Below are 26,666 nucleotides of genomic sequence, written 5' to 3'. Positions count from 1 at the left end.
ACACCTACGACTCCGTCGGCAATATCACGCAAACCGTAGATAACTCCCTCACCGATACGGCTAAAACAATGGTCTACGGCTATGATGACCTGCATCGCCTTACCTCCGCTATCGCCACCAATGCCACATCCACCAGTCCGGGGAATTTCACCCAGACATATGCTTACGATGCGATAGGGGATATCACCAATAAATCAGACATTGGAAATTACCTCTACCAAGGCACGAACTACGCCAATCCCCACGCGGCAACGTCGGTTAATGGCGTGACGTATGCGTACGACAACAATGGCAACCTCACCTCTGATTCCACCTGGACTCACTCATGGAACTACGCCAACCAGCTGACCCAATCCCAGAAGACTGGCTCCACCGTCACCTACCAATACGACCATACAGGGCAAAGGACCAAGTACTATGACGGCGCCAGCGGCTACGCCCGCCACTATCCCAACAAGCTCTACAATATCAAGCAAACCACGGCAACCAAGCATATCTACGCAGGAAGCCAGCTGGTTGCCACCATGGAAGGCTCAACCCTCCAATATATCCACACCGACCACTTAACAGGCTCGAACGCCGCTACGAACAGCACCGGAGGCATGGTACAATTATTGGACTACTACCCGTACGGGAGCATGAGGATAGATTGGAAATCAGGAACGTTTGATGAGCAGAGGAAGTTCACGGGACACATGTATGACAGGGACACCAGTTTAACTTACGCCAACGCCCGGTACTACAAGCAGAACGTGGGAAGGTTCTTGAGCCAGGATTCTATATATACGCATTCACCCAGCGTATATTTGACTGATCCCCAACAAGCAAACGCCTATTCATATGCACGGAATAATCCATTGAGATTTATCGATACTACAGGTAAAAAAGTATCTGAATACCAACCATATCTGTCGAGTGGAAGTTCGTATATAACCGGAGAAATACTTGGTAATTATCGAGGAGTAAACGTATACAGCGGAGGGCGACTGACAGGAACAGGTCAACACCAATATCAATGTGTTGATTTTACTAAGAATTTTGTACGATCAGAATATAACATCAATTTAGCTGGCACAGGACACGGTTATGCGTATGGTAACCAGTCTAATATCAACAGAGCCTTCCAGAGCAATAATCCCGATAATCCTGGTTCATACATAGTATATGGCAATGGTAGTACCGCAATGCCACAGGAAAATGATATCCTTTCCTGGTCTGGAGGTAGTTATGGTCATGTGGGGGTAATAGCAGAAGTCACTTATGATCCTGACTCTGGAACTGGTTGGGTGTATACTATAGAACAAAATGCTAATCGGGATCAAGGTATATTCTATCAATCTCTAACCCGTACCTATGATGATCAAGGACGAGCTATATATACCGTAGAGAGTCGAATACAGGGTTACGATATACAAGGCTGGGCTCGATATGAGAATCAAAGTAGATTGAATGGTCCTGAGACTAGCTATACCAGTACTCCTTATACACCAGCAACAAAGCCACCTATTGAAGGGAATTCTTAACGGGATAACATGGATTTATGTTAAATAAAAAATCAGTATTTATTTCGTTATTGATTCTTTTTGTCACCTTAGGAGTAGGTTTCTATGTATATCAAAAAGGCGAACAGAGTAAAATCCCCTTTACCCTAAAAGATAAAACATTTAATTGCCTAAGACTATATACTGGTACCGTTAGTGTAGAAGTAAAATACCCTGATGAATTTATAAATGTTTCGCAAGGTGGAGATGTTCGTATAAAAAGAAGAGGCGCATTGGTTGTAAGCAAACCCGCTGATGAAGAATATATTTTGGGCATAGATTCACGTTATTATGAAACACTAGAATCTATTATAGATAATTCATTGGTAGAGCCAGGCCCTAAATACGAAAAGTCTACCCTCAATGGTTATGAGGCCGCTTATTATAGGCTGATAACTGATGAAGGGGATATTATGGATCAATACAGTATTCCATTTGGGAATCGATCATTCTACCTGTTTTATCAGCCCTCTTTTCTTACAAGCGAGCAGCAATTAGCAGCAGAGGATATGCTTCATAGTATCACATTTATACATGTAGATGAGGACATAAAAGGGGCAAGAGTGGAGAGTTGTAGTCATTAATTCTGATAAGTGCATAATATGGTTGGAAGAGGCCTCGGAATACGGTCAATATCAAGTACCCTGACAACAGCGAAGTGCAATATACGTACAATGCGGGCGCACTCACCGAAACCGTGCAGAAGAAAGAATCAGGAGGCGTTTTCACCAACGTCGTTACCGACTTTGATTATTCGCCTTTAGGCCAGATCACGTACCAGGCAAACGCCAACAATACCGCCACCACCAATACCTATAACCAGAACGCGCTCTATCGTTTAACGCGCAAGCAGACAAGCGGCCCCGGGGGCGGCGGAGGCGGCGGCACGCCCGTCACTGTGCCATTCTATCCAGTCACAGGCGATGGATATGTCTATTACAGGAGTTCCTGGGATACTGCTCATCATGCCACGAGCGGCAGTTTAGCCAATTATTCCAGCTCTTCCCTTTACGTACGGACAGGCAGGTATTCCACCTCAAGCTACCAGATTGACCGCGCATTCCTTCCTTTCAATACCGAGGATTTGCCAAATGACGCCACCATAACCTCCGCCAAACTCAAGGTCTATGTAGCCTCCAAGAAGAATAATGACAATGACGGCGACGACTGGATCACGGTGGTGCAAACCTCGCAGGCAACCACGACCAGCCTCTCCACTGGCGACTATGACCAGTGCGGTAGCATCCACACGCCCACCGAAGGCATTAATAGTGCAGAGCGCAAAGATATCACGTCAATTGCCACTGGCCAGTTCCTCACGTTTAATCTCAACACCACCGGCCTTTCCTGGATTTCCAAGACTGGCGCGACAAGATTAGGTTTATGCGAGGGGCATGATGTCATTGACAGCCAATTCTATAGCAGCACCACCGGCAAATATAATGAGCTTAATATTAGAACAGTCAACTACTCCGGCACGTCCTACGATCCCATCCTCGAGGTCACTTACACCCAAGCTGCTCCTCCCAGCCCCACCAATCTCCAAGATATTTCCTATATCTATGACGCGGTAGGGAATATCACCCAGATCACAGACGCCTCCGGCACTGACACTGCCAAAACCACCACCTACACCTACGACGATCTCCACCGGCTCCTAACGGCCACAGTCACTGGCGCGGCGAACGGCGATAACACCGGCAGAACGTACACGTACAGCGCTATTGGGAATATTCTCACAGCTTCCGACCAAGGCACCTATCTCTACGAAGGCACCAATTACGCGAATCCTCACGCGACTACAAAGGTTGGTACTGCGGTGTATGCGTACGATAACAATGGTAACTTGACCGGTGATAGTGTCTGGGCTCATACCTGGGACTACAACAACAAACTCACCAAATCCCAGAAGACTGGCTCCACTGTCACCTACCAATACGACCACACAGGGCAAAGGACCAAGTACAATGACGGCGCCAGCGGCTACGCCCGCCACTATCCCAACAAGCTCTACAATATCAAGCAAACCACGGCTACCAAGCATATCTACGCGGGAAGCCAGCTTATAGGAACAGTCGAGGGCACAGCACTGCAGTATGTACACACGGATCATCTGACAGGCTCGAACGCCGCTACGAACAGCAGTGGAGGCATGGTACAATTATTGGACTACTACCCGTATGGGAGTATGAGGATAGACTGGAAGTCAGGCTCCTTCGACGAGCAGAGGAAATTCACCGGGCACATGTATGACAGAGATACCGAATTGTCCTACATGGGCGCAAGGTACTACGATGGAGCTATAGGTAGATTTTATTCAATAGAGCCGTTCGTGCTAGCGGTAAATCCCGATTTCTTGATAAATCCCCAGAAGTGGAATAGTTATAGTTATGTAATTAACAATCCGTTGAAGTATATTGATCCCGTAGGTTTGGATAGTTATGTATTTTATGATGAAAAATCGTTTTCTGAACAAGCACAAGCACAGGGTGACTCTTTTTCAAGTACATACAAAACACCTGTTCATATGATGCCTATTTCAACAGAACAAGGATTTGCTGATGCATGGAATGGTATGGGCAGTGATGGGACAACTATTGAGGGAGTTTCTCTGCTGTTTCATAGCGGTGGTTCGGACGCATCGAACATAATAGCTATTGATGCATCACATGACCAGTACTTAACAACATACATTGATGGTAAGACTCCATCTGGTAAAGATGCTTATTATTTAGGTAATTTGGATAAGAAAGACTCGAACGAGATCAACCTTTTAATTTGTCACTCCGGTGATCTAGGCGCTTCAATGAATATAGGTAGGTTCTTTGCTATCAAGAACCAAACTACAGTACATGCATGGGATGGTTCAGTGAGTTACTCACGAGATGATTCCCGTACACCCAGATCGTCACACCTTTGGAGTCAAGGCCGGTCTATTTGGAATTACGGAAGATCCGGATATGGCGAAGTTGTGTATGATAAGAATGGTAGTTATCAAGTGGTAGGCAATGCTACAAACGATAATAAATGGTTTAATTATTTCTTTGATTGATAAATTACCACATTCATTATGTCTAATATTAAACGTTTCGTAATGGCTTATATAGCAGTGTACGCGCTATTTTCAGTAGGCAGTATCTACATTTACAGAGATTCTCGTTCCTTGTTTGAAGGAGGGTTGGGAGAATACTTATATTTCATATTTATTGTAATGGTGTTTCTAATCTTCTTTCACTCTAGGAAACGAATACAAAACAAAACCCTATTTGTGAGTAATACAGTAATTCTAATTTTGTGGATTATTATTTTGACTTACCTACAAACTTACGGGTGGTATGTGTTGAATTAATAAAGAAATAAACTTAAATAATATGGACACCAAAGAAAAGAAAGCAATAAATAATATTACTGGGATATTTTTAATCATTGCAAGCATTCTTGCTATTTGGAAATTCTTTACACCTATCTTAGGTTTTCTTTACGGTGGATTTCCCCACGATTTTAGTCTAGTGTTGTACACAACAATGTTGCTTATATCCATAGTCACTCTATTTTTTGGTTTGTGGTTGGTTGTTGAAAAAAAGAATGCAAACGTATAAAGAAATTACTTATACGTTTTATTGGTGACCTGGCACAATGGCCGGTATGTCTTGAATGGTCCTGCTTAGTGGGTAAGAGCGAATAGCGGTTTCAAGAACCCTCTCCAATTTATTTACATGAGGAGAAATAAAATAACTCTGCGGAGCTGAGTCGCATAATTGTTGTTGAGTATGTTATGCAGGAAGAAGCTGTTGCGAGGTTTGGGATGCTCGAGCTTGCGGAGTCTGTAGCTCTTTCATCCGAGTCTTGAAGACTTCAGCGTTCCGGCCGCCTGCACCCCACTCTTTCAGTCGGCTATCAACAAAGTACTGTTTTCTCGACTGGAGATGTAGAATTGAAGAAGCAAGTATGAGTACTCCTAGTAGACAAAATGAAATAGAAAATCTATTATCCAATTTGTTGATTTATCTTAATCCAGAGTATTTTTCTCCTTCTTTAGCAGACGATACGAAAAAAGGATCAAGTTTTAATAGGGATATCGTAGAAAAATATTGGAAATTACTGACAGCAATTGATTGGTTTGTAAAAAAAATAAGCAAATACCCGCTTTATTTTAACGAATTTTATACAAGTAATGAAAAAGTTTCAAACCATGAAGCTTTAGAACATCATATATACGCTTATCTAGAAGATATGGAGACGGTAAAAAATAAAATAGTACGTTATATAACTGAAATGAAAAACGATATTAAAAAAGTTGCTATAAATAAAAAAGAAGTCGACGAAGCATTGAAGCAATGGGTGAAAGATATATCACGAGTTTTTGGTAGTTCAAAATTAAGGGGAGATCTTCGTCATGGAAATTATAGATTCGTTGACCCCTATATTTCAAAAGCGTATATGGCCGAAACAATACTTAATCAGGAAGAATTATTCAGTAGGTTAACAGAAAAAGGGGTAGTTGAGGTGAAGAAAAATTTAACAGAATCAATTGAAGAAGGAAAAAATTGGTGGTCAGAAAATGCCAAATATAATTATCAACAAATTTATGGTTTAACCAATAAGGTAATAGAAAAAACTAAATATTATTTATATCAGCTTCTGGATATAGAAGTGTTAATACCTAAGTAATATTTGAATGATTTCCCTATCCTATTTGTAGTATAAGATAAAGAGGATACGTATGTTATTTTCTCCTCTCTTCTTAACACTTAGTTCTTCAATGAATAGACGATTTTGCTCCCATGGGTAGGGGATGTACGTCGGTGGAGTCTAGCCTTGGGCGGGCATACTCAATTTGTTGCTCACATTGAAGCGAAGCCGCTGCTGATCGCACTCCGATATTTCGTGACGCGGGCACCTTTCCCCCTATTCAAGGAGAGAGAATTTCGATCAAACATCCCCTTTATCACCGTATCAGAAAGACGGCTTCCATGGATTTTTTCGTTCGATTTCCTCCGTGATATACTTCATTACAGGACAATGATGCCGCAGGGGTAGGGGAAGTCCAGTAGACCCTCCAGAGGTGGGCATAGTAACCGCAAAGCACCTTGAAAATCTCTAAAAGCATCCGGTGAGAGCATTATGGCGTTCAATACTCGTTCATATCCACTTCCAATATATAGCGATCGTTATTGATAGGGGGTGGATTGCAAGTGATGATGCAGAGGTATCAAAAGCTAACGATCGTAAAAATGTGATACCTCAAGAATGGTCATACGACCAGGTGGGGAATATCACTCAGATCGTAGAAGCGTCCAGCACCAACGCAGGCAAGACCATCACCTATACCTACGACGATTTGCATAGGCTTTTGACCTCTTCAATTACCGGCGCGGCGAATGGCGATAACACCGGAAGAACGTACACCTACAGCGCGATTGGGAATATTCTCACGGCATCTGACCAAGGCACGTATCTCTATGAAGGCACCAATTACGCCAACCCTCATGCAGTGACAAAAGTCGGCTCTGCCGTGTATGCGTATGACAACAACGGCAATCTCACGTCAGATTCGACGTGGACTCACACTTGGAACTACGCTAACCAGCTTACCCAATCCACAGGCGGCTCCACCGTGACCTACCAATACGACCACACAGGGCAAAGGACCAAGTACTATGACGGCGTGAGCGGCTATGCCCGCCACTATCCCAACAAGCTCTACAATATCAAGCAAACCACGGCAACCAAGCACATCTACGCCGGAAGTCAACTGATTGCCACCGTGGAAGGCTCAACCCTCCAATACCTCCATACCGACCACCTCACTGGCTCGAACGTCGCTACGAACAGCAGTGGAGGCATGGTACAATTATTGGACTACTACCCGTATGGCAGCATGAGGATAGACTGGAAATCAGGCTCTTTCGACGAGCAGAGGAAGTTCACGGGGCATGAGTTCGATAGAGACACCAGTCTTACCTACGCCAATGCGAGGTATTATAAGCAGAACATAGGGCGTTTCCTGTCGCAGGATCCCGTATTCCTCTCTATCGGGGACGAGCAGGCAATCCAACAAGGAACGAACATGAGGATGCGAGAGTATCTCTCCAATCCTCAATACCTCAATTCTTACTCTTACGTCACCAACAATCCTCTCAAGTATGTTGACAAGGGAGGTGAGTTTCTTGATACCTTTATTGATATCGGCTTCATCGCGTACGATCTTTACAAATTAGGTGGTGCGATTGCTCATGGAGGAGACGTGAAGGGAGAAATGTTGAGCCTGGGGCTTGATATTGGCGGCGCCGCTATTCCTTTCGCGACCGGGTTGGGAGCAGCGGCACGGGTGACGAGGGTTGCGGATAAGGCGAGTGACGCAGCAAAAGCGGTCGACAGAGCGATGAACTTTAAGAGTTTTACCTCAGGGCATTTCAGGGGTAACTTAATTGAACTCACTGGAAAGAATCCGGGGAGCGGGTTCGACGCGCACCATATGTTGCCGCAAACGGAAAATTTTAGAGGATTCTTTGAGCGAGCCGGTATTAATGTCCATGATCCCAAGTACGGTTCATGGTGGCAGAAGGGACCGGATGGGACACATCAGAAGTTATCAAACGAGTATAATGCAAGGTGGGAGAAGTTTATCAGTAAAAATCCAAACGCTTCGCAAGAGCAGATACATAATTTTGCGAATGAAACAGCCGAGAAGTATAGGATTGATTTTAAGATTGAATAATATGGCATACACTCCAGACCAATTTTACCTTCTAGGAGCGGGGATAGAATATGGCGCGATGAGCCAATATGTTAAGGAGTATCCTGAAAGAGTCAAAGATAAGGTACAATACGACTTCGACTTGCTTGCTGGAAAGGAAGGTTCAGCAAAGCCCGTGATCTTCGGTCATAATGGCGGCACACGGCCAAAGGACTTCATGTCGGCAAACCCTCCCATTCTCCTAATCAGCGATAGAGTAGTCGAAGTGTTGAAGAAGGGAAGGTTCACCGGCTGGTCAACTTTCCCGGCAAGAGTTTTTAATAAAAAAAGAGAGGAAGTGTCAGGATATAGCGGGCTTGTAGTGACGGGTAAGTGTGGACCCATTGATGATAGTAAAAGTGAGTGGGTGCAGGTACCTGCAAGTGAGAAGTACGGATCATATCGTGCACGATATGGATATTACTTCGATCTCAAAATGTGGGACGGAAGCGATATTTTCCTTGCGGAAGGTACAGGTGTAAGATTCGTCACAGAACGTGTTGCAGAGGCGCTCGAAAGCGCTAAGCTCACCAATTTAGAATTGATAAAATCCACCGAATTCGAACGGATGTGGTAATCTACAAAAAATCATATGGAACAAACGGTCACAAATTCACAGGTCAGTACGCAGTCAAAACGGCCCAAAATTATCACGATTCTTATAATCGTATTAGTTTGGTTGTTCGTACGCACACTTTTCGATCTTCTCCGCTATCAAACGGTATCCGACTACAATATACTAAATAATTTTGGATTCGGTGTATTGTATATAGTCTTTGCTCTCGCGGTATTGATTGTTACGGGTAGTGCAGCGGTCTTTGTATTTAAACAATATCCACGAGCCTTCCCAATAGCTGTGGCGGGTATTGTTCTTTATTTATTCTTTACGGTAGTCATGTTTGTCATTTCATTCACTCATGTCGATTTGGCAAAGGACGCATATATTATAAGTCGTGAGGCGCGTGGACTTGCGGTACGTCAGGAAGCGCTTGATTTTACTTTTTCTCCGGTGGGCATGGCGGTAAATTTTGGCATTTATTTCTTAGTCTTTATTGTGTTATTAATAGGACTGTTTAAGAATAAAAAATACTTTAATCCGAATAATACAATAACAAGCACCGAAAATTGATTCCGACACTGAAACCGCCAATCCCCACGCGGCAACGTCAGTGGGTGGCGTGACCTACGCGTATGACAACAACGGCAATCTCACGTCAGATTCGACGTGGACTCACACTTGGAACTACGCTAACCAGCTTACCCAGTCCCAGAAAACAGGCTCCACCGTCACCTACCAATACGACCACACAGGGCAAAGGACCAAGTACTATGACGGCGTGAGCGGCTATGCCCGCCACTATCCCAACAAGCTCTACAATATCAAGCAAACCACGGCAACCAAGCATATCTACGCAGGAAGCCAGCTCATAGGAACAGTCGAGGGTACGACACTTCAATACCTCCATACCGACCACCTCACCGGCTCGAACGCCGCTACGAACAGTAGTGGAGGCATGGTACAATTATTGGACTACTATCCCTACGGATCAATGAGGATTGACTGGAAGTCAGGCTCCTTCGACGAACAGAGGAAGTTCACGGGGCATGAGTTTGATAGGGATACCAGTTTAACGTATGCCAATGCGAGGTATTACAAGCAGGGGATTGGACGGTTCTTATCACAGGATCCCGTGTATCTTACTATTGGTGTTCGAGATGGAGCGCAGTCGGCAGCACTGTTGAGCAATCCACAAGGATTGAACAGCTATGCATACGCGAATAATAATCCGATGAAATATATTGACCCGTTCGGCACTGAACCGGTTACATTCAGTATCGCAGGATTAATGTACCTTGCAGTTGAAGCGGGTTTTACGGTCTGGGACGTCTATGATCTCGTAAAGACTTGGCTTAATCCAAACTCGACCAAAATTCAGAAGAGTATTACTCTTGCAGGCGTAGGCATTGGGCTTCTATCCGTTGGAGGCGGATACGGTAAGGCAGCGAGACTCGTTGCGGGCCACTTCGATAATGTGGCGGATGCGTCGAAAGGGTTGAAAGGAGCTAAGGCGTGGGCCAGCCCTACAAAATATAAAGAACATTACTTGGACCATGCTAGCGAATTCGGCGCTCGGAGCGCTGACGAATATACAGATTTGGCTCGCGACTTTCTTCAGAGAGCACAGAGCGATAAGTTGCCGACTAAGATTGATAAAGATGGCATTGTCAGAGTCTATGACGAAGCAGCGAACACGCTCGGTTCCTACAATCCGGACGGCACTATCAGGACGTTCTTCAAACCAGACCCTGCCGTTCATGGACAAGGAACAAATCTGGATTATTGGAATAACCAACAAGGCGAGTTGGTTGATTGGAATAAAGTTGATAACGTTATTAAGGAATGAGATATGACTAACGATTCTTATTGCCCGGTATGCGGGTACGATATATATTCGGTTTATCATGAGCCTGCATGGAAGGGAGACAGTCAGTCCGATAATATTTGCCCATGTTGTCATATACAATATGGATATCATGATTTCGGTAAGACTGCGCAAGAGCGCGAGAAACGGCATTTGGAATTGCGTAAAAAGTGGATAGAGGAGGGAATGCCATGGAGAGATAAGATAGACAATGAACCAGAAAATTGGGACCCAAAGAAACAATTGCATAATATAGGCATTATGATTGATTGAGTGAAGTTGAGTATAGATAAGGGGGCAAATACCTTAATAAGATTTATTCGACGAAATAGCCCCCGCAATCGCGCCAAATGCAGAGCCAGACGCGGATACCATCACCCATGCCTATGATGATCTGCATCGCCTTACCTCCGCTATCGCCACCAACGCCACATCCACCAGTCCAGGAAACTTCACGCAAACGTATTCCTACGACGCCATCGGCAACATCTCTAACAAGTCAGATGTCGGGGCTTACCTCTACCAAGGCACCAATTACGCGAACCCCCATGCGGCAACGTCGGTCAACGGCGTGACCTACGCGTATGATAACAACGGCAACCTGACCTCTGATTCCACCTGGACTCACTCATGGAACTACGCCAACCAGCTGACCCAATCCCAGAAAACAGGTTCCACCGTCACCTATCAGTACGACCATACAGGCCAGAGGACGAAACTGGTTTCAGGAAGCGTGACGACGCGGTATGCGAATAAGCTGTATAATAGCGATGGGACGAAGAATAGTAAGCATATCTACGCAGGAAGCCAGCTGGTTGCCACAGTGGAAGGCTCAACCCTCCAATACATCCACACGGATCATCTGACGGGTTCTAACGTCGCTACGAATAGCACCGGAGGCATGGTACAATTATTGGACTACTACCCCTACGGATCAATGAGGATTGACTGGAAATCAGGCTCCTTCGACGAACAGAGGAAGTTTACAGGGCACATGTATGACAGGGACACCAGTTTGACGTATGCGAACGCCAGGTACTACAAGCAGAATATTGGTCAGTTCTTAAGACAGGATTCGGTTTTCTTGGCGGTTGGATTAGAAAAGACCCAGAGTAGTGAATAATAGCTTAGTCTATGAGTACAGCAATACGTCTGATTATATTTGGTTTTGTCATAATAGCATTAATGCAGTTCCCCATCATTATTTCAGCATTGGGTAAGATATACTATTTATTTACTATCTTCCCCGGCTATGGTAGATTCAGGGAATTATTTCAGGATAAAAATGAGCAAACTCGAATCCTGATAAAAATTCCGTTTACGCTTTTGGGAATTTGTTTGATAATTATGGGTGTCGTATTGAATTTTATAGGTAATTAAATAATAAAAGTACGTTGATTTGTACTCACACACAGAGCTTAATATTGAGCAATATTTGCATTTGACTGTTAGCCAACATAGGAGTTGGATGATATAATTGGCTGAAGCGATCAACATAATACTATGTCCCCAGCATTTGAAAGCACAATGAGATCGTTGAAAGTACTTTTTTACTTCCTCGTTGTCGGAACGTTGGTTTCGTATTGGACGTTGAATTATCAGAACCATTTTGGAAAAGATTCGACTCGTGGGGAGATGAGTGTATCGTCAGAAATCTGTCCAGACGGCAATGTAATGGGCATCGAGGTGCATGGAACCATCTTAACTTATATACCGAATGAGTCGAACTCTGGTGATGATAAATCAGATGAAAATGAGGAGCGAGAGAGCAGGGTATCGTCGGACAGGATCATTCACTACCTTGAGCAGGCTGAAGGACTGGATCGCGTCAAGGCGGTGTTGCTCGAGTTTGATTCATACGGCGGTTCCCTCACTGCGGGGAAAGAAATTGCCGACGCGTTCAAGCGGGTGCAGAAGCCGACGGTTGCGGTCATACGAAGCAGCGGTACTTCGTCCGCATATTTAGCCGCGAGCGGCGCCGATACGATTTTCGTTTCACCTACATCTGATGTAGGTGGGATAGGCGTCAACTGGTCTTTTCTTGAGGAAACAGGAAAAAATAATCGTGAAGGGCTCGTATACGAACGCTTAGTATCCGCACAATACAAAGATATTGGAAACTCAAATAAGCCACTAACAAATGAGGAAAGACAGCTCATGATGCGGGACATCGTGGCGCTCCACGATATGTTCGTCCAAGATGTGGCGGTCAATAGAGGACTTGATGAAGCGGCTATCAAGAACCTTGCCGATGGATCAACCATGTTGGGTAAACGCGCATTGGATGTGGGCTTGGCAGACCGTTTGGGAGACCAGCGGGACGCAATCACCTACTTGGAGAAAATCATCGGTGAAAAACCTTCACTATGTTGGCATTAAATCTCACTCCATCACGTATGACCAATGATATGCAACCACTTACAATTCAACGACCCACACTTAGCAGTCCTCCCGACCTATTCAAACAGGCGGTTGAGCTCGTCCTTTCACAGCTCAAGCCTTACGCATTGATAATCCTCGTAGGATTGCTCCCCCGTGTATTGCTGCTTCTTAATGTGATAATCATGGTACTTCATAAGGGGAGCGCAAGAGAGGAGGCGATTGTGAATATTATTCTGGGCATCTTCGGTATCGTGTGGCTTCTTCTGCTTGTTTACCTCAGCATTCTTACCTCTACGGCGATATGTCTCCGCATGCAGTCACTGCCCTCCGAATCGGTGCGAGAGACATTCAAACGCGCGCAGCGCTATTGGTGGAAAGTGGTAGGTGCGGGCTTTCTGTACGGATTGTTAATTGTGTTGTTGTCCCTTCTCCTCATCGTACCTGGCATTATCTATTGGGTGTATTATTCGTTTGCGTTATTTGTGGTGGTTTTCGAAAATTCGGGAATCCGCGCGTCATTGAAGCGAAGTAAGGAAATAATAACAGGATATTGGTGGGCGATATTTGGAAGGTCGCTGTTTGTCCTCGTTATCTCAGTCTTGATCTACGTCATCCTCTCCATTCCCGTGAAAATGTTCACAGGCGACAAGATCTTCAGCGCAGTATGGCAAAACATCATACAAATTATCACCAGCATCATCACTCCTGTATTCATCGCCTACACGTATTTGCAGTATAAAGAATTAAATACAATAAAGGGCGCGCCTTCAAATGAGGTCTCAAAGTAAGTTTATTATAATTTCATAGATGCCAAGTCTACGGACACTTGACACGTCGATCTGAACATTTTAAGCATAGGGGCTTTATTATTAATCGCGAATTTTATGTATACCATTTCCCGAACATTTGTCATTATCATGGCTGCAATCTTGTTTGTTGTCAGCACCGCTATGCCCGCACGCGCGGCGGTGAACGCGGATGACGCGCATAAGGCTGTGGTAAAAATCAAGACTTACATTGAGGATAATTATCGCAATCTCGTCCTCGTGGGCTATGGTTCGGGAGTTATCATCAATAACCAGGGCGACATGCTCACCAATTACCACGTCATCCACAGCGAGGATCGGTTCCGGGAGCCCCTCGCAACCGCGTACATCGTATGCCTTACCACATCGCTCACCGAGGAGCCGGACTGCAGTTATTCCGCCCACGTGATCGACAAAAATAAGGAGCTTGATCTCGCGCTCTTGAAAATCCGCAACGTGGAGGGTCTTAGCCGCATCACCCAGTTTGATTATTATAATCGCGGCACGCACGCGTCAGTGAAAACCGGCGACGAGGTGCTCGCGCTCGGGTACCCCAGCATTGGAGGGAAGACCATTACCGCAAGCGTGGATACGGTCGCGGGCACGTTAGAAAAATATCAAAAATCGTGGATAAAAACCGGCGCCGTGATTTCCTTTGGATCATCCGGCGGCGCACTCGTGAATGTGAGCGGAGAACTTATCGGCATCACTTCGGAAGCGCATTCTGATTACACGGGAAGCCTTGGATACGCCATTAGCATGGCAACGGTAGAACCGTGGCTCTTGAAGGCATACCAGAAGTCCACAAGCGTTTCACCTTTGCAGGGCAGGATAGATGCGCTTATCAGGGAGCAAGTGGGGCTGAAAAATATCAACGTGTTTACCAGCACTATCCCTTATCTTAAGATGACGAAACCGGATGGCTGGAAATTTTTTCACGATGACGAGAACGCCATAGGCGTGGAAAATGACGATCCCGACGGTGGATTTTTGAGTGCATCTTGGGCGCCTACGGAGCTTCTCATCACGCCGCATATCCTGGAAGTAAGTGCTAACATACTCCAGAAGATCTCTTCTCTTATTCAACAGGGGGATATGGTGGTGAGCGGAAAGACCGGCAAACGTTTCGCAAAACAAGTGTCGGAAGGGGAGTTATATACCGCCCTATTCCCAAGTAAGCAATACATTGTCACGCTCACCTGGTATGAAGGCAAAAACAAGAAAGATAAAGACAAGATTGACAGCATGTTCAAAACGCTTGTGTTGAAGGATGATGGCGCTCCTTTTACAGAACAGCGGTATTACGAACACGCGAAACCTCACTTTACGATTACCGTACCCAAGCCATGGGTGCTCAAGCCGCTTAACCATTCCGGCCATCCGGCGAGCGGCCAAAATCAGGACATACCGGAGTTAGGCTGGGGCGTGTATCTTGTGGAACAAACCTCAAGCGTAGAAAACGCGACAAATGAACAGTATTTTGATTCTATTAAGAATATCATTGCCAGCGATTTTACCGTCGCGTCTCTCTACACTCCCAAACGTTATCAGTCATCATTTCATTACCGTGTGAACGGCGAGGTGCCGGATGGCATCCACTACCGATACCGTTTCGAAAATGAAGAAACGGGGAACACCGCTGAATGGTTTGGCGCCGGTTATCGCATACGAGAGAAGGATCGCGTGATGGTTGTCATGTTTGAGTGGTACGGCAGCGATCAGAAGAAATTTGACGATCTTGTCGCGCAGTTTGAGCGTGAGGTGCTTGCCGGGCTCTCGCTCGGCAGGCCGGTAGCTGCTCCTCCTGCGGCGACCCCCTCCTCTTCAGCCGCTCCGTCACCCGCGCCATCACTGTCGCAGAACCTCCAGCCTCAATCGTCTTCTGCGCCCTTGTCCTCAAAGAAAATTTCCAGCAGCAAGGGGAGGTCGCTTTTGGGGAGAATTGTTCTCCAGGTCGAGAAACATGGTGAAGCCTGGTATTTTAGCGTGCGGGACACGACCGCGTATTACTTAGGCCGTGCGGATGATGCGTATGCGATTATGCGCCAGCAGGGGGTTGGCGTAAAGACAGTTGATTTGTCAAAAATTCCCGTGGGGCTCGTGCAGATGGCAGGGGAGGATGCAGATAAAGATGGATTGTCGGATCTGCTCGAAGACGCGCTGGGAACGGATAAGGCGAAAGCCGATACGGATGGCGACGGCATGGGCGATAAGCAAGAGATCGAGCAAGGAAGCGCGCCCACGGTGCATGGCACCGCTAAGGTGCGCACTGATATCGCGTTTGCCAATAAGCATAAGGGCAAGATATTTCTGCAGGTAGAGAGCAGGGGAGAGGCGTGGTATATCAACCCCAAAGACGGTAAGCGCTATTTCCTCGGCCGCGCCGCAGACGCCTATAGCGTGATGAGGAATCTCGGGCTCGGAATTTCGGAAAAGGATTTTGAGAAACTCTGACAGATCCTTTTTGCAGGGAGGAATTGAGTCAGTTTTCCCCCTGATGCGGAATTGCCGCGGTATGGTGTAATGGAATCAATGGAGGGGATCAAAGGTCGAGGTATTCCCCACAAGGCGCAGACTCTTATGAAAAAATATTTGATCGTCATCCTCTTAGCCGGCGTTATCATCATGCCGAACATGAACTCACTTCTGGGGCGATTCGTTGCATTGAGCGCAAGAATCGCTGGTTATCAGCAGCAGCTGGGTCTTCACTTCCAGTTTTAATAGTAAATACTATTTGCGGCAACGGGCGGAATATGCTCATAGAGCTATTATCGCCCGTTTTGTTTTTTTGAACATTCTTACAGGCTACACGAGAAAACTGATATAAATGGGACCATTCTTATATATTCTAATTCGCGCGAATTAAAATATAATAAGCAGGAGTGTGTGAGAGGGGTGCATTCCGCGCCACTCCTCTATATATGTTTGACATGGATTTCGCCATAGACTACAATGAAGGTAGTCAATTCATTTTTACTGGTATATGGCACTAAAACTGAAACGTATAGAAGTGGAAGAAAAACTTAAAAAAATAGGATTAGAGGTGTTTACTCCACAAGAATTCAAGGGCGTTTTCAATGTGTCCTTGAAAAGAGCGGCTAATTTTATTTCCTCGAATTTAACGAGCGGTCTTTTTGTAAAGTTGCGCAATAATTTTTATACAATTAAAGACAGCCACCCGGATTACTTTTTTATCGCGAACAAGCTTTATCAGCCATCTTATGTCTCGCTGGAAACGGCGCTATCTTATTATAAAATTATTCCAGAAGTGGTGTATGGAAATACTTCAATAACCACTAAAACTTCCAGGGAATTTGAAACGCCAATCGGGAATTTCACTTATCGTCATATTAAAACCGAGGCATTCACCGGTTATGAATTACGGGAAGTCGATCGTTATAAAGTTTTGATTGCCGAGCCGGAAAAGGCGCTGGCTGATTATCTGTATTTTGTTGATCTCAAAAAAGTGTCCCTGAATGATCGTTTGAAACTGCGGAACATTGACAGGCCGAAACTGATTGAATATGCAAAACTGTTCAAGAGGCCGGGTATGTTAAAGCGTATCAAGCAAATGTATGTTGACACGCGCAAACCTCCAAAAATTTACTGATCACACGCAAACTAAACTCGGAAATGTCGTTCGAGAATATTGCCAGCACTTGTTTTTGTCGTATCTTTACCAATTGCCCGATGCGGATCGTCTGCTCTTCAAGGGCGGCACAGCTTTGCGGATTGTTTTCCATAGTCCTCGTTTTTCAGAAGATCTTGATTTTACCGGTGTGAAAATTGCCAAACATAAAGTTGAGAAACTTTTTATCAATACCTTGGCCAATATCGAGAAGACCGGTATCCACGTTTCCCTCAAAGAAGGGAAATACACAACCGGAGGATACTTGGGCATATTTGAATTTAGCGCCTACGATAAAATCACTGAAATTTATTTTGAGGTTTCTCTGCGCAATGACAATTGGATTAGGGGCGTCAGAACGCTGATTGAAAATGACTATATTCAGCCCTATACCCTTGTCCATTTACCGAAAGAAGAAATCATTAAAGGTAAAATGAAAGCACTTATCAATCGTCATAAACCAAGGGATTTTTACGATTATTTCTTTTTGCTTTCGGGAAACTATCCATTGGTGAAGGAAAAAGACGATCTCACTCAAGTTCTTGCTTTATTGAAGAAATCCAAGATCAATTTCCGCGGCGAACTTCGGGAATTTTTACCCGCAAGCCATGTCATGCATCTTAAAGATTTCCGTAAAATCCTTGAGCAGAAAATCGTAAGCTTTCTTGGGGAAAAATAGCGAGAAAGGGGAGGGCGCCGCGGTTTGCGGCCTAGTACCGTAACAATTAAGTTTCGCAACATGCATAGTGCCAAATCTCCCTGTAAATACTGCTCAAAACACGCCAGTGATATGGCATAATTAAATTGTTACGGCACTAGTCACAAAATGTGACCAACTGAAAATGAAGGCCTCTGATGGTAAATTTTACCCGCCTCCGCAGAAAGCCACCCCGCCATGGCGGGGTGGATGAATGCGATGCGGGTAATCCGCCGTAGCCTTCAAGCGAAGGCGGATACGCTTCGGCGGGTTCCGCCGAAGAACGTGAAGATGCCACGGCGGTAAAGCCGTGGAGCTTCACGTGCGTTTTGACAAATCTTATACTCAATTGACAGATTTGTCCAAGTGGAGTATCATAATAACATGATTAAGAGAACCCTAGCGAAAAAAATTAAAGAATACACTCGACACTATCCGGTCGTTGCCGTGACAGGTCCTCGACAGTCTGGCAAAACTACCCTCGTCAGATCCCTTTTCCCCACTAAACCTTACCTCAACCTTGAAGATCTGGAAACGAGGGAGTTTGCTGAAAAGGATCCGAAAGGCCTGCTTGGCCAGTATGCGGACGGGGCGGTGATTGATGAAGCGCAGCGGGTGCCTAAGCTTTTTTCCCTCTTGCAAACAATCGCGGACGAAACACGCAAGAACGGCCAGTATATTTTGACCGGCTCACAGAATTTTTTATTGCTGGAAGGCATTACCCAGTCGCTTGCCGGCCGGGTTGCCATCGCGCATTTGCTGCCGCTTGCGCTTGAAGAATTGGCCGAAGCGTATAAGGGGTTTACTCGGATAACGATTGAGGAAGTACTATTGAAGGGATTCTACCCTAAGCTATTTGATCAAAAGATGGACGCATCCAGTTATTACCAAAATTATATTCAGACCTATGTGGAGCGCGACGTGCGGCTGATTAAAAATATCGAAAACCTCAGCACTTTTAGAAAATTTTTACAGCTCGTAGCGGCACGGGTTGGCCAACTCCTTAATATCACCTCGCTTGGCAACGATTGCGGCATTAATCAGGCAACCGTGAAGGCGTGGCTCTCCATCCTGGAAGCGAGCTTCATTATTTTCTTATTGCAGCCGCATCACAGGAATTTTAATAAACGGGTGGTGAAAACGCCAAAAATTTATTTTTATGATACGGGCGTGTTGTGCGCCCTTCTCCATATTACACAGGCCAGTCAACTCAAAAGCCATTACTTGAGAGGAGGGATTTTTGAATCAATGGTGATCGCGGAGTGGTTAAAGCACCGTTTTCACCGCGGGCTTGTGCCTCGGGCGTTTTTTTGGAGGGACAAAACCGGCCACGAAGTTGACCTGGTTATTGAGCGTCATGGAGGGTTACTGCCGATTGAAATCAAATCCGGCCAGACCGTAGCATCAGAATTTTTTGACGGGATTGCGTATTACCGTGCCATATCCAAGCAGGCCGCTTCGTCGTATATTGTGTATGGGGGAGAACAAACGCAGAAGCGCCAGGCCGCTTCCGTGCTCGGCTGGCGCGATTGGCCTCAAGTTCTGGCTACATTTGATTGATTTTCAAACGACATATATTCTATAGTTAGCTGTTTTATGGCTCCGTATCCATGGACGAATGAACATACCAGATCCCTGTGCAGGGCAGTGCTGAAGCTCAAAGACTTGAGCGAAGCCGAACGTTTTTTCAGGGACCTTCTGACCCTTGAAGAAATCAGGGAATTCAGCAAGCGCTGGCAGGCGGTGAATCTGCTGGCAGAAGGGGAGACCTACCGCGAGGTGGCGAAAAAGACAGGACTGTCTACCTCCACGGTGGTGCGCGTGGCGCACTGGCTAAAAAGTGGGATGGGTGGTTACCGCGCTATGCTTACGCGCATGGGTGTTGGCAAGAAAAAGAGAACTGTGCTATAATTTCTGCACTTTAATTGTTGTTTAATATTAATGGTTAAATGGCTAAGGCGCCGTAAAAAAATAACATATCCAACCTATTGACATTATAGTTCCGGAAAACAAGGCCAAACCTTGTAGTTAATAGAAATGTTATTTTTTTAAGCGCCCTAAGTTGTTTAAACTGCTAAACTGTTAAACTGCCAAATTGTTACACAATGAGGATTATGAAATTATCGGTTCAAAAACACAGTGCATTTCGCCTGTTGGTTGCGGGAGCGGCGCTGGCGCTTGTGTTGGTTTCCGTAGGAGCAAATCTCACCATGCGCATGGACGAGCAGGGCATGTCAGGGTGCCCCTTTGCGCCGCAGCATAAGTCATCTTTCTGTCCCATGAATGTGGGCAGCCACCTCATGGAGTGGCGCGCGTTATTCGCGAGCGCCCCTCTGTGGGTGACCCTGCTCTTGATGAGCCTCACCATGTTCATCGCAATCGTCGTGTGGCACCTTACGCCGATGGTTGCGGAGAGCCCTCCTAGTAGGCGGTTCTTGCTCTATGAACGTTTCGTGAGAGACTCCAAGTGGTATTCGTATCTCGTGCGCGCTTATGCCGGCGGGGTGCTCAATCCCCGCGTATACGCTTCCATATAGAGGCAACCTTTCTATAAGTTTATAGAAAGGCTTTGCCCTCGCAGTTATAGAGGCGTATTTTTGTTTTATTTAATTTATTCAATTTCTTATGTGGAACTATGCAGCCGGTAATATGTTTGGGTGGTTTATGGGCGGCGTCATGATGCTCCTCTTCTGGGGAGGGGTGGTTCTCCTGATTGCCTGGCTTATCCGTGAGATGAGCGGAAGGGGTCAGCCGCAAGGGAAACCAGCGCTTGATATTCTGAAAGAGCGGTATGCAAAGGGAGAAATCACAAGAGAGGAATTCGAGAAAATAAAGAAAGAGATTAACTAATAATCCTATGTCTACTTACGGATACTCAAAGCACCTTACCATTCCTTTTGAGGAAGCGGTTGAGAAAACAGTCACGGCGCTCAAGGCGCAAGGATTCGGCATACTCACGGACATTGACGTGCAGAAGACCTTAAAGGAAAAACTTGGCGTTGAGTTTAGGCGCTATCGCATCTTGGGCGCATGCAATCCGCCTAGGGCATATAAGGCGCTGCAGAGGGAAGAAGAAATCGGACTGCTCCTGCCCTGCAACGTGATCGTCTATGAACGGGATGATGGTTCAGTGGTCGTATCTGCACAGCGTCCGACTATTGCGTTTAGCGTTATTAACAATGTATCGCTGGAGCCGCTTGCCCAAGAAGTTGAGACGATCCTCAAGGGTGTGATTGACGCTCTTTAATATTGACGGCCATGACTCTTACCATGAAAATGGCATTTTTCATATTGTTTCTGGTGATTTTGGGAGAGCCGCATGTGATTACCGGCCATGTGTTTGCCCTTCCAGAAGAATACGCAGAGTCAGTCGTGTCCTTGCTGGCATTCGGTCTCGCCTATGGAGTATATGTGCTCCATCGGCGCGATGTGAAACGAAAAGAAGAACATGTGCGGCAGATCGAGCACGAGGGGCGTATCACCCAAGAAAAGCTCATTGACGCGTTTGAGTACATCGGCGTGGTGAACCGCAGACTGCCGCTTCTCAAGAAACTCACGAGCGATCTCCTTGCGACCGAGAAAGGGAGCGAGAAGGCTCGAAAAGACATGTTTCAGCGGTTGCTCGCCGTAGCTGTCACGTCGGTCGCTAAGGCCGAGTGGGGGATGTTCAGGTTTGTGGAGAGCGCGCACGAGCAAACCGTGAAAGAATTCGTGTATACGTCGCGACATTTTCTGCTCCTCAAAACAAGCGTCTCCAATCGGGAACTTATCCAGACAAGAGAACAAAAAAAGAACGTTCGCGAGATTGGCGAACTCTGCGTAATCCCCACCACCGATCAGGAGATGCCGGTGCAAGGATATCTGGTGTTCCCGAAGACGATGAATTCTGATCTGGGAGATGAAGTAAGCGTATTTCAGGCAATCGTTGACCAAGCACAGCTCTTGTACAAATATCTCTATTCGTAGACGTTGAGTTAAAAAATCAACACTGAATTTATGCGGCGATGCGAGTCGACATTATCGCGGCAACCACACACATAATCTCAACCCACATGAATACACTATTCGAGGACTATGGCAGATGGCCGCTCGTTATCATCGCCTCCGTCCTGCTGATTGCCTTCGCGGCGAGTTTCGTGAAACCGAAAACTTCGCGAGACTGGCGCACCTTGGGAGGATTCGCGGCATTCATCGTCGCGCTGTTTACGGAGATGTACGGCTTTCCTCTCACGATCTACTTGTTCTCAGGGTGGCTCACGAGCAGGTTCCCTGGCGTCAACTTCTTTTCCCACGACTCAGGCCATCTCCTGGAAACGCTCTTCGGCTGGCGCGCGAATCCTCACATAGGACCATTCCATATCGTGAGTATTATACTCATCTTCATCGGTTTCGGTCTTCTCTCGGATGCGTGGAAGGTGCTCTATCAGGCGCAGCGTGAACACGCGCTGGCAATGACCGGTCCGTACGCGCGCATACGCCATCCTCAATATACCGCATTCATTTTGATTATGGTGGGATTCCTCCTGCAATGGCCGACGATTCTTACGTTGATCATGTTTCCCATCCTGACCTGGAGGTATGTGCGCTTGGCGAAAAAGGAAGAGGAAGAAGCACGATTGACGTTCGGCGAAGCGTGGGGAACCTACGCGCGAACAACGCCCGCATGGGTTCCCCAACGGAAACCAGAACTAAAAAGTTCTCTATTTAGCAGTAGATAAAATTTATCTTTTTATTTATGTGTATGTCGCACTCCGATCACAATAACCATGATTCAAAACACATGTGGTGGATGATGGCAGGGTGCATTCTCCTGCCCATGTTCCTCGTGCTCTTTAGCGGCCGGATCAACACGTCCGGCGGAGAGAGAAGCTGGGTATGGTTCATTCCCGCGATTGTTCTCATCGCCTTCCATCTCGGCAGGATGCGGAGGCATGGCGCGCATGGCACGCGCAAAGAGGACGAAAGGCCGAAATCAGGCAGCGAGGGGAAAGGCGATTCCGGCTGTTGCCATTAATCTCGTGTTCTCCTTTGTGGGTTATTGACAGCACTACGGTGATTTGCTATCCTGTGGGATAGACCTATACCTGGGGTATAGGTATAGCATTTGCCTTTTAATACTCTATATACCCACGTAATCGCTACACCTATGAAAAGCCACAAAGAGAAGACCCTGATTAATTTCAAAAAAGCCCACAGCCTTTTATCAAAGATCATCCAGATGGTCGAGGGCAACCATTACTGCATCGACGTCATGCAGCAGAATTTAGCGGTGGTGGGGCTTTTAAAGTCCGCCCACCAGATGCTGATGGAGAATCATCTCAACTCTTGTTTTAAGACCGCGATGGTGACAAAAAACGAGAAGAGGAAGCAGGAGATGACCCAGGAAATATTAAAGGTGACCAAGTTGTTTAACAAATAAACTGCACCCGCGCATATCGCGCGGGATACCATAATCTTATGTTCCATACTATAAAGGTTCATCTTGAGGGCGTGGAATCCATTGATGATAAAATACGCATTGAAACAGAAATTGAGGTGCTGGCAGGCGTGCAGAGCGTACTCGTCAATGAGCAGACAGGAGAGGCGTCTGTCGAATTTGACAAAGAGAGTATCGCGCAGGATGAAATTATTCAGGCTTTGAGGAGCCTTGGCTACCGCGTCATAGCAGACCCTGCGCAGAGCGCTCAACTAACGCAAGAGCACACCTATTATGTTAAAGGCATGCACTGCGCGAGCTGCGAAGTGCTTATAGAAAAAAAGCTGCTTAAATTGGATGGCATACGATCAGTCGAAGCCTCAACCAATAAGGGAGAGGTAGTAATAGAATACCGAGACAAAAAACCAAATATCGCAGAGTTGGATCAATTATTTAAGCAAGATGGATATCGGTTTTTTAACCATCCAACCCGCGAAGCCGAGGTTCAAAAGAAGAGCAATGCGGGTGCGGTTATCGGCATTTCTCTTGCCATTATTGCCGTTTTCATACTGTTTAATAAGTTAGGTATCGGCGCCCTCGTCAATGTGAGCGCGCGTTCATCCCTGCCTTCTTTTTTTCTCCTCGGGTTGCTTGCGGGCCTTTCCACCTGCGCGGCCTTGGTAGGCGGCATCATCCTGTCAATGTCGAAACAGTGGCATGAGCTTTACGCGCGCGAGGCAACGCTCATCTCTAAACTCCAGCCGCATCTCCTTTTCAACGCGGGACGGATGGCTTCCTACGCCTTTTTCGGCGCGGTGCTCGGGGCCGTGGGGAGCCAGTTGAGAATTTCCTTAACCTTTAGCTCCTTGCTCGTGATTGGCGTTTCAGGATTCATGCTGCTTTTGGGCCTCCAAATGCTGGGAGTCAAGGCATTTCAGAAATTCCAGTTTACTTTGCCAAAATCCATTACCCGGCGCATTGCGGACGAATCGAAATTTAAAGGGCGTTTCCTCCCATCCTTGATGGGCGCGTTTACTTTTTTCCTTCCCTGCGGATTTACCATCACCGCGCAGGGATTGGCGCTCCTCTCCGGCAGCGCTCTTCAAGGCGGGCTTATCATGTTCTCGTTTGCCTTGGGCACCGCACTGCCTCTCCTCATGATTGGCCTCTCGAGCGTCACATTTGCTTCAAGGCCGCATCTGTCGAGCTCCTTCCTTAAGGTCGCGGGAGTGGTGGTGCTCTTTTTCGCTCTCTTCAATATTAATTCGCAGTTAAACGCGCTGGGAGCTCCCTCATTAAGTAATTTCTCGCTTAAAGCGGCCACTTCCGCTACGAACGGCGCCGCGAAGACAGACGATAAAGACCTTCCCGCCATGGTAAACGGCGTGCAGGTTATCAAGATGGAAGCGTCCTCGCAAGGGTATAAGCCTAACTATTTCAAGGTGAGGGCAGGCGTGCCCGTGAGGTGGGAGATTACTGATACGGGCACCAGCGGCTGCACCAATGCGGTGCTCGCGCGCGGCTTGTTTAGCGGGCAGATAGACCTTACTCCCGGCACGACATCGGTTAAGGAATTCACGGTGCCCAAAGCCGGGAAATATAAATTCAGCTGCTGGATGGGCATGATTTCTGGCGTTATCGAAGCGGTGAGCGCTGACCGCGCGGACGCCCCCACTCTTTCTGGCGCGGCTTTGAGCGATAATTCCCCGGTGCCTTCAGGCGCGAGCGGATGCGGCTGCGGAGGCGGGGGAAGCGGCAGCTGCGGGGTCCCTCAATAGAAGATTAATATTAATTTTACACTATGAATTGGTACTATTCTGCTCGAGCGCACCCCAGTTCTTGTTGCGGAACTCGGCTCTCCCGACGCGGTCGGGAGACCGTCCCGATAAGCCTCCAATCCTCATCAGTCAATAGCTTATCGGGACTGCCTCAGACAATCCTCACGGCGAACTGTGACACGCCCTCGCGAATGAATACAATTATCATGTTTATATTCCACCTATGAAAAAAGCAACATTCCATATCAAAGGCCTGTCTGCACAGGCAGGCATGCGCGGGAGCGCGAACGCTGACGCTCTCGAGGATCTTTTAGGGAAAAAGGAAGGGGTCGTAAGAGCGAAAGCGAACCACGAATCCCAGAAGCTTGCGGTGGTGTATGACGAGAGCAAAATCAGCGAACAGGATATTGAAAAAACGGTAAGGGGAGCGGGGGATTATGCGGTGGAGATGATAAGGGAAGTGAAGGAAGAAATGAAAGAGACAAAATCTGCGCCCTCGCAGCGCGTGTTTATCCCCGCGCGTAATGGGAAAGCGCCATTCCTCCTTGGTTTTCTCACGGGCGTCTCTCTGCTTTCTCTGTCTCTCAATGTGGTATTGGGAGTAAAGCTTCTCCGCGCATCGCGGACAAATGACACAGCGCAGGGACAAAAAGCCGTACAGGCGCAAAATAAGCAAGCGGCAGGCGCCATCCTTCCGCCTGCCCCCGCGCCCGCGAATAATCCGCTTCCCCTGCAGACGTTTGAGGTCGCAGAGGATAATCATGTGCGGGGAGAGTTCGACGCGCCTATTACGTTTGTTGAGTTTTCTGATTTTGAATGCCCTTTTTGCGAGCGGCATTATCCCACCCTGAAAAAGATATTAAGCGATTATGCGGGAAAAGTAAGGCTTGTATATAAGCACTTTCCCTTAAGTTTCCATCCCAATGCGCAGAAGGCCGCTGAAGCGTCAGAGTGCGCCGACGAGCAAGGGAAATTTTGGGAGTATCACGACATCCTTTTCGAAAACCAGCCAAGCGGTTACAGCCTGGATAAATTTAAGAAATGGGCGCAAGATACGGGGCTTAACGCAGCGCAATTTAATAGCTGTCTCGATGCGGGAAAATACGCATCAAAGGTCCAGAGTGATTTTGATGAAGGGCAGCGCAAAGGGGTGAACGGCACTCCCGCGACGTTTGTGAACGGCCAGCTGGTAAGCGGCGCCCTTCCCTATGAGGCGTTCCAGCAAATTATTGATGGCCTGCTTAAGAAAGAGTGAT

General features: G+C 46.7%; 28 protein-coding genes. All 28 read left to right on the top strand.

What is annotated here, in order from left to right; translation table 11 throughout:
- Positions 1-1,523: RHS repeat-associated core domain-containing protein (locus WC659_03735; GenBank protein MFA4873019.1), on the top strand; the 1,523-nt coding region annotated here is incomplete at its 5' end.
- Positions 1,524-1,540: 17 nt separating this feature from the next.
- Positions 1,541-2,125, top strand: a complete 585-nt coding sequence (locus WC659_03730) for a hypothetical protein (protein MFA4873018.1) — start codon at positions 1,541-1,543, stop codon at positions 2,123-2,125.
- A gap of 74 nt (positions 2,126-2,199) precedes the next feature.
- On the top strand, positions 2,200-4,593 hold the full coding sequence (locus WC659_03725; GenBank protein ID MFA4873017.1) for an RHS repeat-associated core domain-containing protein: 2,394 nt from the start codon (positions 2,200-2,202) through the stop codon (positions 4,591-4,593).
- Positions 4,594-4,912: 319 nt separating this feature from the next.
- The gene (locus tag WC659_03720; GenBank protein ID MFA4873016.1) at positions 4,913-5,140 is read left to right on the top strand and encodes a hypothetical protein; all 228 of its coding nucleotides are present in this window, start codon (positions 4,913-4,915) and stop codon (positions 5,138-5,140) included.
- A 349-nt stretch (positions 5,141-5,489) separates the two neighbouring features.
- Positions 5,490-6,212, top strand: a complete 723-nt coding sequence (locus WC659_03715) for a hypothetical protein (GenBank protein ID MFA4873015.1) — start codon at positions 5,490-5,492, stop codon at positions 6,210-6,212.
- Positions 6,213-6,777: 565 nt separating this feature from the next.
- A complete protein-coding gene (locus WC659_03710; protein ID MFA4873014.1) occupies positions 6,778-8,262 on the top strand; it encodes an RHS repeat-associated core domain-containing protein in 1,485 nt (494 codons plus the stop codon).
- Position 8,263: 1 nt separating this feature from the next.
- Positions 8,264-8,857 carry a hypothetical protein gene (locus tag WC659_03705; GenBank protein ID MFA4873013.1) on the top strand — a complete coding sequence of 198 codons (594 nt, stop codon included), beginning with the start codon at positions 8,264-8,266 and terminating at the stop codon, positions 8,855-8,857.
- A 15-nt stretch (positions 8,858-8,872) separates the two neighbouring features.
- Entirely contained in the window at positions 8,873-9,409 is a 537-nt protein-coding gene (locus tag WC659_03700) for a hypothetical protein (protein MFA4873012.1), read from the top strand.
- A 49-nt stretch (positions 9,410-9,458) separates the two neighbouring features.
- Complete coding sequence (locus WC659_03695; GenBank protein ID MFA4873011.1) at positions 9,459-10,685, top strand: RHS repeat-associated core domain-containing protein; 1,227 nt, start codon at positions 9,459-9,461, stop codon at positions 10,683-10,685.
- A 3-nt stretch (positions 10,686-10,688) separates the two neighbouring features.
- On the top strand, positions 10,689-10,976 hold the full coding sequence (locus WC659_03690; GenBank protein ID MFA4873010.1) for a hypothetical protein: 288 nt from the start codon (positions 10,689-10,691) through the stop codon (positions 10,974-10,976).
- Positions 10,977-11,274: 298 nt separating this feature from the next.
- The gene (locus WC659_03685; protein MFA4873009.1) at positions 11,275-11,826 is read left to right on the top strand and encodes an RHS repeat-associated core domain-containing protein; all 552 of its coding nucleotides are present in this window, start codon (positions 11,275-11,277) and stop codon (positions 11,824-11,826) included.
- 380 nt (positions 11,827-12,206) lie between these two features.
- The gene (locus WC659_03680; protein MFA4873008.1) at positions 12,207-13,082 is read left to right on the top strand and encodes a S49 family peptidase; all 876 of its coding nucleotides are present in this window, start codon (positions 12,207-12,209) and stop codon (positions 13,080-13,082) included.
- 29 nt (positions 13,083-13,111) lie between these two features.
- The gene (locus WC659_03675; protein MFA4873007.1) at positions 13,112-13,873 is read left to right on the top strand and encodes a hypothetical protein; all 762 of its coding nucleotides are present in this window, start codon (positions 13,112-13,114) and stop codon (positions 13,871-13,873) included.
- A 96-nt stretch (positions 13,874-13,969) separates the two neighbouring features.
- On the top strand, positions 13,970-16,345 hold the full coding sequence (locus tag WC659_03670) for a trypsin-like peptidase domain-containing protein (protein ID MFA4873006.1): 2,376 nt from the start codon (positions 13,970-13,972) through the stop codon (positions 16,343-16,345).
- 126 nt (positions 16,346-16,471) lie between these two features.
- Entirely contained in the window at positions 16,472-16,612 is a 141-nt protein-coding gene (locus tag WC659_03665; protein MFA4873005.1) for a hypothetical protein, read from the top strand.
- A 262-nt stretch (positions 16,613-16,874) separates the two neighbouring features.
- Positions 16,875-17,501, top strand: a complete 627-nt coding sequence (locus WC659_03660) for a hypothetical protein (GenBank protein MFA4873004.1) — start codon at positions 16,875-16,877, stop codon at positions 17,499-17,501.
- On the top strand, positions 17,467-18,198 hold the full coding sequence (locus WC659_03655) for a nucleotidyl transferase AbiEii/AbiGii toxin family protein (protein ID MFA4873003.1): 732 nt from the start codon (positions 17,467-17,469) through the stop codon (positions 18,196-18,198). Before WC659_03660 ends, WC659_03655 begins: the two co-directional genes overlap by 35 nt.
- Before the next feature lie 402 nt (positions 18,199-18,600).
- Complete coding sequence (locus WC659_03650; GenBank protein ID MFA4873002.1) at positions 18,601-19,776, top strand: ATP-binding protein; 1,176 nt, start codon at positions 18,601-18,603, stop codon at positions 19,774-19,776.
- 36 nt (positions 19,777-19,812) lie between these two features.
- Positions 19,813-20,127 (top strand): YerC/YecD family TrpR-related protein, encoded by a 315-nt coding sequence (locus tag WC659_03645; GenBank protein MFA4873001.1) that lies wholly within the window; start codon positions 19,813-19,815, stop codon positions 20,125-20,127.
- Positions 20,128-20,330: 203 nt separating this feature from the next.
- Positions 20,331-20,753, top strand: a complete 423-nt coding sequence (locus WC659_03640; GenBank protein ID MFA4873000.1) for a hypothetical protein — start codon at positions 20,331-20,333, stop codon at positions 20,751-20,753.
- Positions 20,754-20,841: 88 nt separating this feature from the next.
- Positions 20,842-21,066, top strand: a complete 225-nt coding sequence (locus WC659_03635) for an SHOCT domain-containing protein (protein MFA4872999.1) — start codon at positions 20,842-20,844, stop codon at positions 21,064-21,066.
- A gap of 7 nt (positions 21,067-21,073) precedes the next feature.
- A complete protein-coding gene (locus WC659_03630) occupies positions 21,074-21,463 on the top strand; it encodes a DUF302 domain-containing protein (protein MFA4872998.1) in 390 nt (129 codons plus the stop codon).
- A 23-nt stretch (positions 21,464-21,486) separates the two neighbouring features.
- The gene (locus WC659_03625; protein ID MFA4872997.1) at positions 21,487-22,182 is read left to right on the top strand and encodes a hypothetical protein; all 696 of its coding nucleotides are present in this window, start codon (positions 21,487-21,489) and stop codon (positions 22,180-22,182) included.
- A gap of 86 nt (positions 22,183-22,268) precedes the next feature.
- The gene (locus WC659_03620; GenBank protein MFA4872996.1) at positions 22,269-22,934 is read left to right on the top strand and encodes an isoprenylcysteine carboxylmethyltransferase family protein; all 666 of its coding nucleotides are present in this window, start codon (positions 22,269-22,271) and stop codon (positions 22,932-22,934) included.
- 23 nt (positions 22,935-22,957) lie between these two features.
- Positions 22,958-23,230 (top strand): hypothetical protein, encoded by a 273-nt coding sequence (locus WC659_03615; GenBank protein MFA4872995.1) that lies wholly within the window; start codon positions 22,958-22,960, stop codon positions 23,228-23,230.
- Positions 23,231-23,362: 132 nt separating this feature from the next.
- Positions 23,363-23,635 (top strand): metal-sensing transcriptional repressor, encoded by a 273-nt coding sequence (locus WC659_03610; protein ID MFA4872994.1) that lies wholly within the window; start codon positions 23,363-23,365, stop codon positions 23,633-23,635.
- A gap of 38 nt (positions 23,636-23,673) precedes the next feature.
- Complete coding sequence (locus tag WC659_03605; GenBank protein ID MFA4872993.1) at positions 23,674-25,410, top strand: sulfite exporter TauE/SafE family protein; 1,737 nt, start codon at positions 23,674-23,676, stop codon at positions 25,408-25,410.
- A 223-nt stretch (positions 25,411-25,633) separates the two neighbouring features.
- A complete protein-coding gene (locus WC659_03600; protein MFA4872992.1) occupies positions 25,634-26,665 on the top strand; it encodes a thioredoxin domain-containing protein in 1,032 nt (343 codons plus the stop codon).
- Position 26,666: the final 1 nt, after the last annotated feature.

The sequence above is a fragment of the Patescibacteria group bacterium genome, from assembly GCA_041645165.1.
GTDB lineage: Bacteria > Patescibacteriota > Patescibacteriia > 2-02-FULL-49-11 > 2-02-FULL-49-11 > 2-02-FULL-49-11.
The sequence above is the reverse complement of the archived record's forward strand: the minus strand, read 5'-3'. Positions and strand labels throughout refer to the sequence as shown.